Genomic DNA, 13,889 nt, shown 5'->3' on the forward strand with positions numbered 1-13,889 from the left:
GAATCGAAGACGGGACGCACGGGGTGAAGCGGAGGATGCCCGCTCTCGAAGGAACAGGCCGAAAGAAGGGCGTCAAAGGATCAAGCGGGGTGGGCCGGCTCGCGCGGCTGGTCTGCCCCGACCTGTGCTGCCCGTCGATTGGCGATATAGACCTCGCCGCGCTGAAGCGGTGCGGCATCGAAGGCCTGATAGTAGACGTCGACAACACCCTCGTTGAGTGGAACCGGCACGAACCCACCGAAGCCCTACATACCTGGTTTGACGCTGTTCGGGCCGCCGGGCTGCGGTGCTGTATCGTGTCCAACTCGCGACGGAGGGACGGGATAGCCGCGTTTGCAAAACCCCTGGGTGTGCCGTTCGTTGTTCCGGCCGGCAAACCCAGCCCCAGACCGTTCAGGCTCGCGATGAACCTCCTCGGCACGGACCCGTCGAATACGGCCGTCGTGGGAGACCAGGTGCTCACCGATGTCCTGGGCGGGAACGCGCTCGGCCTTTACACTGTCCTCGTGAAACCCATCGGGACTCGCGAATTCGCCGGCACGAGGCTGGTCCGGCGATTCGAGCGAATGATCCTTCGCTATCTTCGCCGTCGCGGCCTGATCCCCGAGGACCCCCCCACGGTCTGATCCCTCGGCGTGCCGCACCGCGCCTTACAGATTTCATGTAATCCGGGGACGCCGACTGACAGATTGTGACAGGATTCATGTTGTATAATCCGGGTAGACAGGACATAAATCTCGCCGTACGTCCTGCGCCGGAGGGGTTTCACGATGAGGGTCGTTGTGGCCGACTCGAATCCCATGGTGAGGGAGATGCTCGCGGCTTGCTGCGAGTTGATCGAGGGCGTACAGGCTGTCCACGTGGCCCTCGACGACGTCGACGCGATTTACCAGGTCATGTCGACGGGCGCCGGCGTCGTGGTCGTAGATGTCGACCACCCGGTCCTGGACGGCCTCTGGCTCATTCGGTCGCTGCGCAGGGCCGGTTGCACAGCCAGGATAATCAGCACGTCCAGCGCGGCAAACGATCACCTCGCCGGGCAAGCCGCACAGGCCGGATCGACCGTCCACCTCGTCAAACCTTTCCCCCTCGAGGAGTTCTTCAGGGCGGTCCTGTCCGGGCCTGTCCGCCTCCGGTAACCGGAAGGGCTCTCCGCCGCGGCGCGCGGGCGCGCCGCCCGGCCTTTCGCCGCGTCGCCGAACTGGTCGCGGCGGCTTCCTGGAGGATCACACCACCTACTGTCGAATTCCACCTGCTGGTAGCGCTCCCTGTTAACTGGCGGCGCCGCGCCGCCGATGATCTTACTGGCGTTGCTCGCGCTGTTTTACGATGACTGAGCGCTGCCAGGCCGCCAGGCCACGAAACGGGGTGCAGGGATCGTGGACATCGACGCGTTGCTGAACTCCGCGGTTGCGAAACACGCTTCCGACCTTCACCTCAGTGCCGAGTCTCCGCCGGTGTACAGGGTTTTCGGCGAGGTCGTCCGCGACGAGTCACCCCCCCTGGGCTGCGCGGAGATAGACGACGCCTTCTCGAGGTTGGCGACTCCCAGGGACAGGGAGGCGCTGCTCTCGCACGGGCAGGTGGACTTCTCGTACAGTCTCCCCGGAGTCGGGAGGTTCAGGGTGAATGCCTTCAAGCAGCGAGGGTCCACGGCGCTGTCGGTGCGCATCCTGTGGCCGAAGGTGCCTTCTCTTGGCGAGTTATCGCTCCCGCTGGTCGTGGCGGAACTGGCCATGAAGCCTTCAGGCCTTGTAATCGTGGCGGGACCCGCGGGGAGCGGAAAATCCTCCACGCTTGCCGGAATGGTGAACCTGATAAACGAGAACAAGACATGCCACGTGATCACGCTCGAAGACCCCATAGAGTACCTTCACAAACACAATCGCAGCGTCGTCAACCAGCGAGAAGTCGGCGCCGACACGCCCTCGTTCGAAGAGGGGCTGGGCGCCGCGCTGAGGCAGGACCCCGACGTCATTCTCGTCGGCGAGGTGCGCGATCTGGAGTGCGTCAGGCTTGCGCTCACCGCCGCCGAGACCGGGCACCTTGTGCTCGCTTCGCTGCACACGACGAGCGCCGCTCAGGCGGTGGAGAGGATCATAGATGTGTTCCCGCCCCACCAGCAGCAGCAGGTCAGGGTGCAACTCGCCTCGGCCCTCGCCGGGATCGTGGTGCAGCAGCTCGTCCCCAGGATGGACAAGCCCGGGCGAATCGTTGCCTCCGAGATCATGACGGGGACGCCCGCCGTCAGGAACCTGATTAGAGAGGGGCGGACGCACCAGCTGTACTCCGCGATCCAGACCGGCGCGAAGTACGGGATGAGGACCATGGAGCAGTCGCTCAGGGATCTTTACGAGAAGCATCTCATCAGCATGGAGGAGTTCAAGGCCCGTTCTGGTATTGACCCGCAACGGGACCTCTGAGCCACTTTCTCGAGTCTCAACGCATCACAGCGGACGACCCGGACCGGGGGTACACCCCGGTTCACCCGTCCCGAGGGGAGGGTGCACGCTTGAACGTGTCGCTTCCGGCCGCGGCATCGTATGCCGCATTTGTCGTGATGCTGGTGGTCGTGTCCGCCGTCGACATACGCACTCACACCATACCTAATCGTCTTGTCGCTGCCGGGATACTCCTGCTGGCGGCCTCCGTCGCCGCCCGCGCGCTGCCCCTCGGCCAATCGCTTGCGGGAATGGCGGCGGCGGGCGGCCTCATGTTCCTCGTCGCGTTGCTGGGACGGGGGGCGATGGGCATGGGAGACGTCAAGGTATCCCTGGTAATCGGGGGTTTCCTCGGGTGGCCGCGCGTGCTCACAGCCATGTTCTTCTCATTCATACTTGTGGCCGTGGCCGGGCTCTTGTTGCTCGCGCTGCGGGTCAAGGGCAGGAAAGACTTCATCCCGTTTGGGCCATTCCTTGCCGCTGGCGCTCTCCTGGGGCTCATCCTCGGGAACAGAGTGCTCGCGTGGTACCTTGCGCGGTGGATTCGCGGCTGACGTCCGGGACGGCTGGGGCGACGCGGCGCGGTATTCGCGCCGGTCGAATGGCCCATAACCTGCAGCGCCGGCGGCGACGATACAAGGGGTGATGGGTTTTTTCTTGTCTCCGCAGCCGTCTACTCACATCTTCGTGACTTGCTGCGAACCAATATACGGGGGGTGGCCGGAGGATGTCTGTAACGACAGACGCCGGGAAGGCAAGCTACAGGATCGAAACCCTCAAGCAACGGGCGATCAAGAAAGCAGACGCGCTGGCTCCGGCGCTGTTCGATCTCAGCGACAGGATATACCACAATCCCGAGCTCGGCTATGCCGAGCACAAAGCGAGCAGGTGGCTGACCGAGTTCCTCTCGGCGCACGGATTCACGGTCGACCACAGAATTGCCGGCCTCGAGACCTCATTCCGCGCGGTCGCGACGGGCCGCGCGCAGGGGCCGGTGGTAGCGCTACTCGCGGAGTATGACGCCCTCCCCGAGATCGGCCACGGTTGTGGGCACAACGCGATCGGCGTCGCTGCCTGCGGCGCGGCGGCCGCCCTATCCGCGGTCCTACCCGAGCTCAAGGGTTCCGTCCTCGTTCTCGGGTGCCCCGCTGAGGAAGGCGCGGTGGACGGCGCCGGTGGAAAGGTCGTGCTGGTCCGCAACGGTGAATTCGACGCGGTGGACGCCGCCATGATGGTCCATCCCGCGTCCAGGTTCGTGGTTGTCAGCAGTTCTGCCGCCCGGGTAGCTCTGAAGGTGATATTCAGCGGTTCCGACCCGCAGTCCGCGGCGCTGCTTGCGTTCAACGGGATGAACGCGCTCAGGCAGCAGTTCCAAAGAGACGTCATGATCCATGGCATCCTGAAACGAGCGAGCGCCGTGGCTGTGCACGGCGAGGACGCTCCCGGCGCGTGCGAAATAAGGGTCTACGTCCGCGCGAGCGATTCACTCCGCCTTTCGGAGTGGGAACGCAAAGTGCGCGAGTGCATACGCGGGGCCGCGTTTTCAGCGGATTGCGAGGCGGAGATAGGTTACACATCACCGACCTACGAGGAACTCGTAACCAATCAGACGCTCGCAGGGGCTTTCATAAGAAACCTCAGGTACCTGGGCGCAACGGTCGACGAACCTGACGACTCCGGGATAGGCTCGACCGATATGGGGAACGTCAGTCACGTCGCGCCCGCGCTTCACGCCTACGTGGCGACCTGCCCGCGCGGGGTCGCGGGCCACACCCGCGAATTCGGGAGGGCCACACTGACACGCGAGGGTCACCAGGGTCTCCTGCTCGGGGCCAAGGCCCTGGCGATGACCGTCATCGACCTGGTGGAAGACGAGGAACTCCTCAAAAGGGTTAAGGGCGAGTTCGAGGCGCTGGTGAGAAGATGACAAACGAAACCGACCTGCGTGTTCTCGATTCGATACTGAACAAGACGGTCGAAGTGATCCAGAAGTCGCGCGACCAGATGTTTCACATTTCCGAGATGGCAAGGGCCGAGTTTAACCATGTCAAGAAGGAACTCGGGAATACCGAGGCGGAGGCCGCTCGGCAGATTCAGACGGTGGACCGTCTCGAGAAAGAAGACAGGGCGGCCCGCTATTGGCTCATGGTGGTCAGCCGCGACTTTCACGAGCACACGGAGGACGAGATACGGGACGCTTATGATAAGGCGGCGCGCATCCAGGTAGATCTCGCACTCTCTCGCGAAAAGGAGGTACAGCTCCGCGAGAAAAGGGATGACCTGCAGCGGAGGATGCGGACGCTCAAGTCGATGGTCACCCACGCCGAAGACCTGGTGTCCAGGGTCGGCGTCGTGATGGACTACCTCACCGGGGACCTGAAGGCCCTGTCGTCGCACGTGCAGGGGTGGCGAAAGCGCCAGGAACTCGCGGTAAGCGTGATCCGCGCACAGGAGGAAGAGCGGCGTCGCGTCGCGCGGGAGATCCACGACGGCCCCGCACAGGTGCTGGCCAGCCTGGCGATGCGGCTCGAGCTGTGCGAGAAGGCGCTGGACAGCGAGCCGAGCAAGGCCAGGGCGGAGGTGGGGGACCTCAAGACCATAGTGAGGGCGAGCCTCCAGGACGTCCGGAAGATCATATTCGACCTGCGGCCCATGGCGCTCGACGATCTCGGGTTGTTCCCGGCGATCAGGACATATGTGCAAGCCTTCGAGGAGCGTACAGGTGTGAGAGTAACGCTCACCGTCCTGGGAGACGAGCGGCGGCTACCCTCGACTATTGAGGTAGCCATATACCGCCTGATCCAGGAATCGCTGGTCAATGTCGCAAAGCACGCCCGCACCAGCGAGGTGTGGGTGAAGGTCGAGATCGCCAGCGGGAGTCTCAGGATGGTCATCCGCGACGAGGGCGTCGGATTTGACCCCGCCGCGGTCGACCTCGCGAAGGGAGAGAGGTTCGGGCTGATAGGTATGAAGGAACGAGTGGAGATGTTCGGCGGAAAGCTGACGGTAAGGTCACGGCCCGGGGGCGGCACGAAGATTACGGTTAACCTGCCGCTGGAGGAGGCGGCCGCATCGTGAGCCGCCGGTTTACGGGACCATATGCAGTCGCGGGGAGGTGAGGATAGTGGCCTTAAAGGTGCTTGTCGCAGATGACCACGCGCTCATGAGGCGTGGGCTGGTCCAGGTGCTGGAGAAGGAGACGGGGATTTGCATCGTAGGCGAGGCTTCCAACGGGACCGAGGCTGTAGAGAAGACCAGGTCGCTGTCCCCGGACGTAGTCATTCTTGATATAAGCATGCCCGACATGAACGGGCTTGCCGCGGCCTCCACTATAAGGCAGGAGTTCCCCGAGGCCGCCGTCGTCATACTGACCGTCTTCGACGACGACGAGTACGTCCTCGAGGCGGCCAAGGTCGGAGTGTCCGCGTACGTCATGAAGGACGTCGACCCGTCGGAACTGGTGAAGGCCGTGCGGGCCGCGGCCGAGGGCAAGACGTACGTCCACCCGGCGGTCGCCCCAAAACTCCTGAAAGGGTTCTCGCGGTACTACGGCGACAAGTGCGCCGCACTGGATGCGTTGACCAAGCGCGAGGTTGAGGTACTCGACCTCGTCTCGCAAGGCTTCTCAAACCGCGAGATCTCGGACAGGCTGTTCATATCCGAGAAGACGGTAAAGAACCACCTGAGCAATATCTTCGGGAAGATCGGCGTAGACGACAGGACGCAGGCCGCCCTTTACGGGCTGAAGCACGGGCTCGGGGCTAGGGTGGTGGGTCGAAGGACGGCGGTTTGATTGAACTGACGCCTACTCCTGGGACTTTAGTCCTAGATAATTGAGACTCGCGCTCCATGTAACAGGGTTTCGCCTCTGCTAGACTGGAATCACAAGACCTAGACAACCAACGCCGCGAAAGGGCAAACCCGCCGAAAGGCGGGGGCGCAAAACCAACGGACCTAACGCCCGCAAGGGCCAGGGTGGCCGGGCTGCCGAACGACGAAGGTTAGATGACTCACCCTCGACGGCTTCCCGACCGGGAAGCCGATTTAAGTTCCACCACGGTGTACGGCGCAGGTTGCCAGGGTGAAATCTCCAGTAAAGGAGGCGGAACCGTGACATCGCTGTATCTGGCGCTCAAGAGGCTGGTCAGGGACGAGAAGGGTCAGGGCATGGTCGAGTACGGTTTAATCATCGCGTTGGTGTCGATCGTAGTCATCGGTGTGCTCGGAACGATGGGCACCGACATCGGCCAGTTGTTCACCCGCATATCCACCACTATCCAAGGCACCTTGACCCCGTAACTCAGTGTAAGCGGAAATCCGGGCTTTGCCCCAGCACCCCCCCAATGTGCGGCTAAGCCCGGGTGTTCCTCCACCAAAAGCCTGGAGGGGAATATCCGGCGGGCTGCCCCTCCAGGCTTATTCATCCCAGTTTCGGGATGTGGACCAACACCCGCCGGCCTTGCAAAAGGGGGCGAGTCATCGTGAGGCATGCCGACATTCACCGTTCAATGCTGTACCGCCTCGAGCTCAGGCTCGCCCGGGGCACGCATACGTGGCGTCCTGTACGGGACGAGCGAGGGACCGCGATGGTTGAAATGGGCCTGGTCCTGCCGGTGTTCCTGCTCGTGCTGGTCGGGGTGATGGAGTTTGGCTTACTGATTAACGCGTTTGTCACCGTTCAGCACGCAGCGCGCGAGGGGGTCAGGCTCGGGATCACCGGCGCCACGGACTCCGAGATCACCGACAGGGTGCGGGCGGCCGCTGTGCCGCTTTCGCCTGCCCTGGTTAACGTGAGTGTCGCGCCGGCGCCCTGGTCCCGCGAACGCGGGCAGCCTCTGACGGTGACAGTGCAGTACACGCACACATTTCTGACGCCGCTGATATCGGCGATAGTGGGAAACAGCGTTACGTTGCAGAGTGCTCTCGACATGAGAATGGAGTAGGGGTGAAACGCGTGAAGGGATTCACCTGGTTCACCACCGTTCTTCACGGGCGGCTTGGCGGTGACGGTCTCGAGAATGAAAGGGGATCGGTCCTCGTACTGGCCGCTCTGGCAACCACCGCGGTGATGGGTTTCGCAGCCATTTCGATCGACGCGGGCCGCATGTTCACAGTCCGCCAGAAACTCGTCGACATTTCCGATGCCGCGGCGTTGGCAGCTTCTCAGGATCTTCCGTATGACCCCGTCGCGGCTGAGGCGGCCGCGAGGCTTTACCTGCAGAGGAACGGCGTCGACCCCGCGACGGCCACGATCTCGATCACACACAGCAACAGCAGGGTCAGTGTCAGCCTGTCGAACCCGGTAGACATGACGTTCGCGCGGGTGCTCAACGTTAACAATGTGGATGTTGGGGCGCGGAGCGCTATTCAAGTTGGCAACACGAGTTCGGCGACCGGCTGTCAGCCGTTCGGGGTCGAGACGCAGGCGTTCGCCTACGGCCAGACGTATGACATCAAACTCGACGGCGGGGCGTCCGGCGCCAACTGCGGCAATTTCCACGCGATCGCCCTGGGCGGGACAGGCGCTTGCAACTACAGGCACAATATCATCGACGGATATGATGGGATCATCCGGGTCGGTGATGAGATAGACACCGAGCCAGGCAACATGTCGGGCCCTACGAAGCAGGGAATTCGCGAGAGGTACGACGCCGACCCGTGCGCGACATTCGAAACAGTGGATTCCGATTCGCCGAGGATGCTCATCGTCCCGATAGTGACGCCGTTCACCGGCTGCAATGGGCGGGACAAGGTCCGCGTGATCGGGTTTGGGGCGTTCTTCCTTGAGGAAAGGTGTGTGACGTCCAAAATCCGCGGAAGGTTCATGAAGCTCCTGATGCCGGGGGAGTTTTCGGAGCAGGCGATGGACACCGGCCTCAGGTCCGTCCGGTTCCTGCCGCCAGGTAGCTAAGGAGGGGCTGAGATGAGGGTGCGTTTCCTGCGGCTGGTTGTCCTGCCTTTGCTGATCGCGCTGGGTGCCAGTTTCGCCGCCTATTCGTACCTGTCGTCGATGGAAGCCAACAAGAAGCTGGCAAAGGTGGTCACGGTCGTCGCCGCGAGTCAGGCTGTTCCACCGAAGACCGCGCTGACACGGGAAATGCTGACCACGAAGTCGTTGCCGCAGGAATTCGCCGACCCGGCATTCGTGGCGTCGGTCGAGGAAGCGATCGGCAGGATGACGACGGTCCCGCTGGCGCAGGGCGAGATCCTGTACCGCAGCAAGCTCGCGTCCAAGGATCAGAAGTCGGGACTCGCCTACCACGTGCCGGCGGGCAAGAGAGCCATCGCGATTCCCGTGAACGAGGTCTCGGGGGTCGCGGGGCTCGTGGAACCGGGCGACAGGGTGGACATAATTTGCACCTTCCAGAAGGAGGTTGCCGCGAAGGACAGGACGCGGCTGATCGCCGAGGACGTGCCTGTCCTGGCCGTTGTGCAGTCGATGCAGGTACGGGAATCGCCGGTGCGCGATCTGAAGGGTTACACATCGGTGACTCTGTGTGTTTCACCCGAGCAAGCCGTCCTGATCGGGTTCGGCGAGAAGAATGGCGCGCTGAAGCTGGCGCTGCGGGCGCCTAACGACGGCTCGCAGAAGGGTGAATACGAAGTCAACGCCGACAGGTTTAGCAGGTGAGAGTTTCCCAGGAGATTTAGAACGTGAGCAGCAGGGGGTGCGCGCGTTGCGGACGCAGATCAGGGTCGTGGTTGTCGACGATGCCGAGCAGACCAGGCAGAGTATCAAGGCAATGCTCGAGACCGAACCCTGGATATCCGTTGTCGGGGAGGCGGGCGATGGCCTTGAAGCCCTCCGGGTCGCAAATGACGTGAAGCCCGACCTGGTTCTGATGGACATAAACCTTCCGAGGATGGACGGGATCCGCGCGACGTCGGAGATGCTGAAGTCGTGCTCCACGAGCGTGGTCGTCATCTCGGTCGAAGGGGATAAGGAGTACTTCAGGAAGGCGATGCAGGCCGGCGCCAGGGATTACCTCATGAAACCGTTCACGACCGGCGAGCTGGTGCAGGCAGTCCGGAACGCATCCGCCGGAGCAGAGCCAGCCGGCCACTTCTCGGCGGGGACGGGGCCGGCCCTACTGACGGTTTTCAGTACCAAGGGCGGGGTAGGTAAGACCACGGTCGCCACGAACCTGGCCGTCGCGTTGGCACGGTCCTCGCAAGCCGAGGTCGCGGTCGTCGATCTCGACCTCGAATTCGGCTGCCAGGCCGTAATGTTCGGGATCCGCCCGCACGCGAGCATCGTGAACCTGTGCCAGACGACCGGGGAGATACGCCGCGAGACGGTGGACAGGGTTCTCGCGCGTGTCCCGAACGTGCCGAACCTGTTCGTGCTGTCAGCCCCGCCGTTGCCTGAGCAGGCTGCGCTCGTTGACGGCGATTCCAGGAAAGTCCCCGAGAGGAACTACGTTGGGGAGATTCTCGACCTGGTAAGGTCGCGATTCGCTTACGTGGTCGTCGACACCCCGTCGTCGTTCAGGGAAGCCACGCTTGTGGCGCTCGAGAAATCCGACTGCGTGCTCCTTGTCACGACGCCGGACATCCCGTCTCTCCAGAACACCGCGAAGTGCCTCGATACCCTCGTCGAGAAGCTCGAATTCCCGAGAGAAAAGATCCAGCTCGTCCTGAACAGGTCGGGGGGATCGGCGGCCATACCTGCGGAGGACGTATCGAGGAGCCTCGACTTCCCGGTCGCTTTCCACATTCCAAGTGATGGGCAGACGGCCGTTTGGGCTGCGAATTGCGGCCAGCCGTTCACGGCGAGGCGGACCAAGGCGCCCATCGCGGCGTGCTTCACGACGATGGCCGGCGCCCTCATGAAGGCGGGCGATGCTTCGCCGGCTTCAACCGATGCTCCTCCCATCCCAGTTGTGGCGCCCGTGCGCGAGGGTCGAAGGGGCTTTTTCGGGATGGGGTCCGGTTCTTTCAGGTAACGCGGGGGAGACGGAGCCATGTCGCTATACAGCAGGATCAAGGTCAGAGATGAAACAGCGGGGCTCGCAGGTGACGGCCTGACCGTCGAGAGGGTCCCGGAGCAGTACGCCGGCCTGAAGACGAAGATCCAGAGTAAGCTCATCAATGTAATCGACGCCAGAGCCCTCGTGTCCTCGGCCGAGATACCAGAGAAAGAGAAGGCCGAGATCAAACAGAAGATACTCGAGTTGCTCGAGGACGAGCAGTCTGTGCAGCCACTGGATCGCGAGACCGTCGCCGAGGGGTTGTTTGCCGAAATAGTGGGGTACGGCCCGATCCAGGTGCTGCTCGAGGACGCCGAGGTGGACGAGATAATGGTTAACGCGGCCCGCGAGGTCTACGTCGAAAGGCGCGGGAAAATCGAATCCACGACTGTTGAGTTCGCCGACGACAGGGACGTGATGCTGCTCATCGAGAAGATAGTCGCGCCCCTGGGCCGCCGCATAGACGAGTCCTGCCCGATGGTGGACGCCAGGCTTCCCGACGGGTCTCGCGTCAACGCGATAATCCCGCCGCTCGCCGTACACGGCCCTTGCCTTACGATTCGTAAGTTCGCCGCTAAACCCCTGATGATCGAGGACCTGATGCGCCTCGGGACCCTTACAAAGAAGATGGCGGAGTTCCTCGATGCCTGCGTCAAGGCTAGATTGAACGTCGTGGTCTCAGGCGGCACCGGCAGCGGCAAAACGACCACACTGAACGTGCTGTCGTCGCTCATCCCCGACGACGAGCGGATCATAACAATTGAGGATGCTGCGGAACTCCAGCTCCGGCAGGATCACGTGGTCTCGCTCGAAACGCGCCCGCCGAACATAGAGGGAAAAGGCGAGATCACCATACGTCACCTTGTAAGGAACGCGCTCAGGATGAGGCCGGACAGGATCGTCGTGGGCGAGGTGCGTGGCGGCGAGGCGCTGGACATGCTCCAGGCGATGAACACCGGCCACGACGGCAGCCTCACTACGGGCCACGCGAACAGCCCAAGGGACATGCTGTCCAGACTTGAAACCATGGTGTTGATGGCGGGGGTGGACCTCCCCGTGAAGGCGATTCGCGAGCAGATCGCGTCGGCAATCGACCTGATAGTGCACCAATCGAGGATGAAGGACGGGAGCAGGAAGATTACTGATATCGTCGAGGTCCAGGGCATGGAGGGAGACGTCATCGTCCTCCAGAGCATCTTCGAGTTCAAGCAGACGGGATACAGCCGCGAGGCCGGTGTGGCTGGAAAGTTCGTTCCCACGGGCATCAGGCCGAGGTTTGTGGACCGGATAGAAACGGCCGGCATCAAGCTGAGCCCGGACCTTTTCCATCCGGACGTCGAGGAGGAGGCCGTCAGGCCCGAGGACATCCTGTCGAAGGGGGCTACGGCGCTGAAATGGGTCCCGCCCAAATACAGGATTTAGCAAACATCTTTGCCCGCTATCTTGGCGACAGTCAGGCCAGGCCCGTCTCAACCCTGGTGTCGGCTGCGGTATTCGTGTTGCTGGCGATAGGCTTCAGAAACCTCATCGCCCTTGCCGGCTGGGACAACGCGGCGGTCAAGGCGCGCGTGGAGGAGATCGCACGCCGAAAGGAGGCGTCCCGACCCGCGGAGGAAGAGGATGAGGAAGGTGGCGTCGCCGGCACTCGGCGCGGCGTCGTCCGTCTGGCGCTTGCTGGTAGGAAAGGGCTCCGAGTAGTCAACAGGTTCCTCGAGCGGAACTCACTGGACAGGAGCCTCACCCTTGCCCTGGAGCGGGCGGATGTGAACCTCAAGGCGGGGGAGTTCCTCGTAGCCTGCGCCGCTTCCGCGATAGCCTCCGGTCTGATGGGGCTTGTGTGGTTGGGCGCGTTCGGCGCGGTCGTGTTCGGGGTGCCGGGCCTCTGGTTTCCGGTGTTCTGGCTCGGGCGGCGGCAGTCGCGCAGGGTGAAACAGTTCAACGGCCAGTTGCCGGATGGGTTGACGATGGTGGCGAACTCGCTGAGGTCCGGCTACTCGCTGCTGCAGTCGCTGGATGTTGTGGCGAAGGAAATGCCGAAGCCGATATCGGCCGAGTTCGGCAGGGTGGTGCAAGAGGCAGGCCTCAACGTGCCACTCGAGGAGTCACTAGGCAGCCTGATGAATCGCGTCCAGAGCGACGACCTCGATCTGATGGTGACGGCGGTGCTCATCCAGAGGGAAGTCGGCGGCAACCTCGCTGAGGTGCTGGACAAGATAGCGTACACGATACGCGATCGAATCAGGATCCTGGGCGAGGTGCGGGCGCTGACCGCGCAAGGGCGGATGTCGGGGATCGTGATAGCGCTGCTGCCGTTCGCCCTGTGCGTTATCCTCACGCTGATGAACAGGGAATACATGGAGCCTTTCTTCCGCCACCCCCTGGGGAGAGCCATGCTGATCGTGGCTGTCATCATGCAGGCTACCGGCATCATGATAGTGCGGAGGATAGTCAACATAAGGGTATGACCTGGCGTGGGGCTGCGTAGCGCCGTATGTGGCGGGCGGCTCACGCAGGTGTGTGTGAATCGGGGTGCGATAGCGAAATGGTCGTCGCGATTACGGTACTGTCCTTCGCTTCAGCGTTCTCCCTCGTATACTGGGCGCTGTGCCCCTCGGACGAGGCTGAGTCGGTGAGACAACGACTCGAGAGCCTGAGGGCGGGTGACAGGGAGCAGATGCTCGACCCGCGCGAGCGCGCAGAGACAGCGCTGCCTTTCCGGCAGCGCGTGGTCGCGCCGGTCCTCGACTTAATGTACGCCGCGGTACTGCGTTGGGCGCCGGGCGGAATCAGGCGGCGCATGGCCGAGAGGCTGGAGAAGGCCGGCAAGCCATTCGAGGCCGGCAGGCTGTTCGCGCTGAAGGTGCTGTTCGCAGCCACCATGCCGCTGGGATACATGGCGATAATCGCCGCGGCGCGGCCTGCCTCCATGGTGTACCGCGGGGTTACCGCGGCAGCCTGCCTCGGCGTTCTCGGCTACATCCTCCCGGACTTCTACTTGAGCAGGCTGATTTCGTCGCGCAAGTCCACCATCCGCGCCGCGCTCCCGGACGTTTTGGACCTGCTCACTGTATCGGTCGAGGCGGGCCTCGGGTTCGACGGCGCGATGCAGAAGGTCTCGGAGAGGTTCAAAGGCCCCGTCTCCAACGAGTTCCGCGAGTTCCTGAAGGAAGTCCGCCTCGGCAAATCCAGGGTAGACGCGCTCAGGTCGATGTCCGACAGGATCGACATTGACGACCTCAAGACCTTTGTGGCCTCAATCGTGCAGGCGGAGCAGCTCGGCGTGAGCCTCGCCCGCGTCCTGCGCGTTCAGTCGGATCAGATGCGCATCCGCCGGAAGCAGCGCGCGGAGGAACAGGCGATGCAGACCCCGATAAAGATGCTGTTCCCCCTCGTGTTGTTCGTTTTCCCCACCATATTCGTCGTGTTGCTCGGGCCTATCGTTATCCACGTCCTGCCGCTCCTCGGCAAGTTCAGGTGA

At 62.9% G+C, this 13,889-nt stretch carries 15 protein-coding genes and 1 riboswitch; all 15 genes read left to right on the forward strand.

All coding sequences use genetic code 11. The features are described from left to right. Positions 1-35: 35 nt before the first annotated feature. The 15 genes from HPY55_08940 (at position 36) to HPY55_09010 (ending at position 13,889) form a co-directional block, all read left to right on the forward strand. Positions 36-626, forward strand: a complete 591-nt coding sequence (locus HPY55_08940) for a YqeG family HAD IIIA-type phosphatase (protein ID NPV70754.1) — start codon at positions 36-38, stop codon at positions 624-626. A 144-nt stretch (positions 627-770) separates the two neighbouring features. Beyond that, the gene (locus tag HPY55_08945; GenBank protein ID NPV70755.1) at positions 771-1,139 is read left to right on the forward strand and encodes a response regulator; all 369 of its coding nucleotides are present in this window, start codon (positions 771-773) and stop codon (positions 1,137-1,139) included. A 237-nt stretch (positions 1,140-1,376) separates the two neighbouring features. Next, positions 1,377-2,423: a type IV pilus twitching motility protein PilT gene (locus tag HPY55_08950; protein ID NPV70756.1), complete on the forward strand. Its 1,047-nt coding sequence runs from the start codon at positions 1,377-1,379 to the stop codon at positions 2,421-2,423. Positions 2,424-2,512: 89 nt separating this feature from the next. Beyond that, a complete protein-coding gene (locus HPY55_08955) occupies positions 2,513-2,995 on the forward strand; it encodes a prepilin peptidase (protein NPV70757.1) in 483 nt (160 codons plus the stop codon). Positions 2,996-3,168: 173 nt separating this feature from the next. Beyond that, positions 3,169-4,368: a M20 family metallopeptidase gene (locus tag HPY55_08960; GenBank protein NPV70758.1), complete on the forward strand. Its 1,200-nt coding sequence runs from the start codon at positions 3,169-3,171 to the stop codon at positions 4,366-4,368. Continuing rightward, positions 4,365-5,519, forward strand: coding sequence for a sensor histidine kinase (locus tag HPY55_08965; protein NPV70759.1), 1,155 nt, complete (start codon positions 4,365-4,367; stop codon positions 5,517-5,519). The genes HPY55_08960 and HPY55_08965 overlap by 4 nt, the downstream gene beginning before the upstream one ends. A 46-nt stretch (positions 5,520-5,565) precedes the next feature. Then, positions 5,566-6,234 (forward strand): response regulator transcription factor, encoded by a 669-nt coding sequence (locus tag HPY55_08970; GenBank protein ID NPV70760.1) that lies wholly within the window; start codon positions 5,566-5,568, stop codon positions 6,232-6,234. Positions 6,235-6,345: 111 nt separating this feature from the next. After that, a riboswitch (cyclic di-GMP riboswitch) is annotated at positions 6,346-6,433 on the forward strand. Between the two features lie 13 nt (positions 6,434-6,446). After that, positions 6,447-6,740, forward strand: a complete 294-nt coding sequence (locus HPY55_08975) for a Flp family type IVb pilin (GenBank protein NPV70761.1) — start codon at positions 6,447-6,449, stop codon at positions 6,738-6,740. 182 nt (positions 6,741-6,922) lie between these two features. After that, positions 6,923-7,384 (forward strand): pilus assembly protein, encoded by a 462-nt coding sequence (locus tag HPY55_08980; protein ID NPV70762.1) that lies wholly within the window; start codon positions 6,923-6,925, stop codon positions 7,382-7,384. A gap of 11 nt (positions 7,385-7,395) precedes the next feature. Beyond that, on the forward strand, positions 7,396-8,352 hold the full coding sequence (locus HPY55_08985) for a pilus assembly protein (GenBank protein ID NPV70763.1): 957 nt from the start codon (positions 7,396-7,398) through the stop codon (positions 8,350-8,352). Positions 8,353-8,364: 12 nt separating this feature from the next. Further along, positions 8,365-9,072: a Flp pilus assembly protein CpaB gene (gene cpaB / locus HPY55_08990; GenBank protein NPV70764.1), complete on the forward strand. Its 708-nt coding sequence runs from the start codon at positions 8,365-8,367 to the stop codon at positions 9,070-9,072. 46 nt (positions 9,073-9,118) lie between these two features. Then, a complete protein-coding gene (locus tag HPY55_08995) occupies positions 9,119-10,387 on the forward strand; it encodes a response regulator (protein NPV70765.1) in 1,269 nt (422 codons plus the stop codon). An 18-nt stretch (positions 10,388-10,405) separates the two neighbouring features. Continuing rightward, a complete protein-coding gene (locus HPY55_09000; GenBank protein NPV70766.1) occupies positions 10,406-11,833 on the forward strand; it encodes a CpaF family protein in 1,428 nt (475 codons plus the stop codon). Further along, positions 11,806-12,876, forward strand: coding sequence for a secretion system protein (locus HPY55_09005; protein NPV70767.1), 1,071 nt, complete (start codon positions 11,806-11,808; stop codon positions 12,874-12,876). The genes HPY55_09000 and HPY55_09005 overlap by 28 nt, the downstream gene beginning before the upstream one ends. A gap of 77 nt (positions 12,877-12,953) precedes the next feature. Then, positions 12,954-13,889, forward strand: coding sequence for a type II secretion system F family protein (locus tag HPY55_09010; GenBank protein NPV70768.1), 936 nt, complete (start codon positions 12,954-12,956; stop codon positions 13,887-13,889).

This window comes from Bacillota bacterium (assembly GCA_013178305.1).
Taxonomy (GTDB): domain Bacteria; phylum Bacillota; class Sulfobacillia; order JABLXB01; family JABLXB01; genus JABLXB01.

Coding starts and splice junctions, on each gene's coding strand:
- HPY55_08975 (NPV70761.1), top strand. CDS start 6,447: ATGACTCACCCTCGACGGCTTCCCGACCGGGAAGCCGATTTAAGTTCC.
- HPY55_09000 (NPV70766.1), top strand. CDS start 10,406: ATGTCGCTATACAGCAGGATCAAGGTCAGAGATGAAACAGCGGGGCTC.
- HPY55_09005 (NPV70767.1), top strand. CDS start 11,806: ATGGGTCCCGCCCAAATACAGGATTTAGCAAACATCTTTGCCCGCTAT.
- HPY55_08960 (NPV70758.1), top strand. CDS start 3,169: ATGTCTGTAACGACAGACGCCGGGAAGGCAAGCTACAGGATCGAAACC.
- cpaB (NPV70764.1), top strand. CDS start 8,365: ATGAGGGTGCGTTTCCTGCGGCTGGTTGTCCTGCCTTTGCTGATCGCG.
- HPY55_08945 (NPV70755.1), top strand. CDS start 771: ATGAGGGTCGTTGTGGCCGACTCGAATCCCATGGTGAGGGAGATGCTC.
- HPY55_08940 (NPV70754.1), top strand. CDS start 36: ATGCCCGCTCTCGAAGGAACAGGCCGAAAGAAGGGCGTCAAAGGATCA.
- HPY55_09010 (NPV70768.1), top strand. CDS start 12,954: ATGGTCGTCGCGATTACGGTACTGTCCTTCGCTTCAGCGTTCTCCCTC.
- HPY55_08965 (NPV70759.1), top strand. CDS start 4,365: ATGACAAACGAAACCGACCTGCGTGTTCTCGATTCGATACTGAACAAG.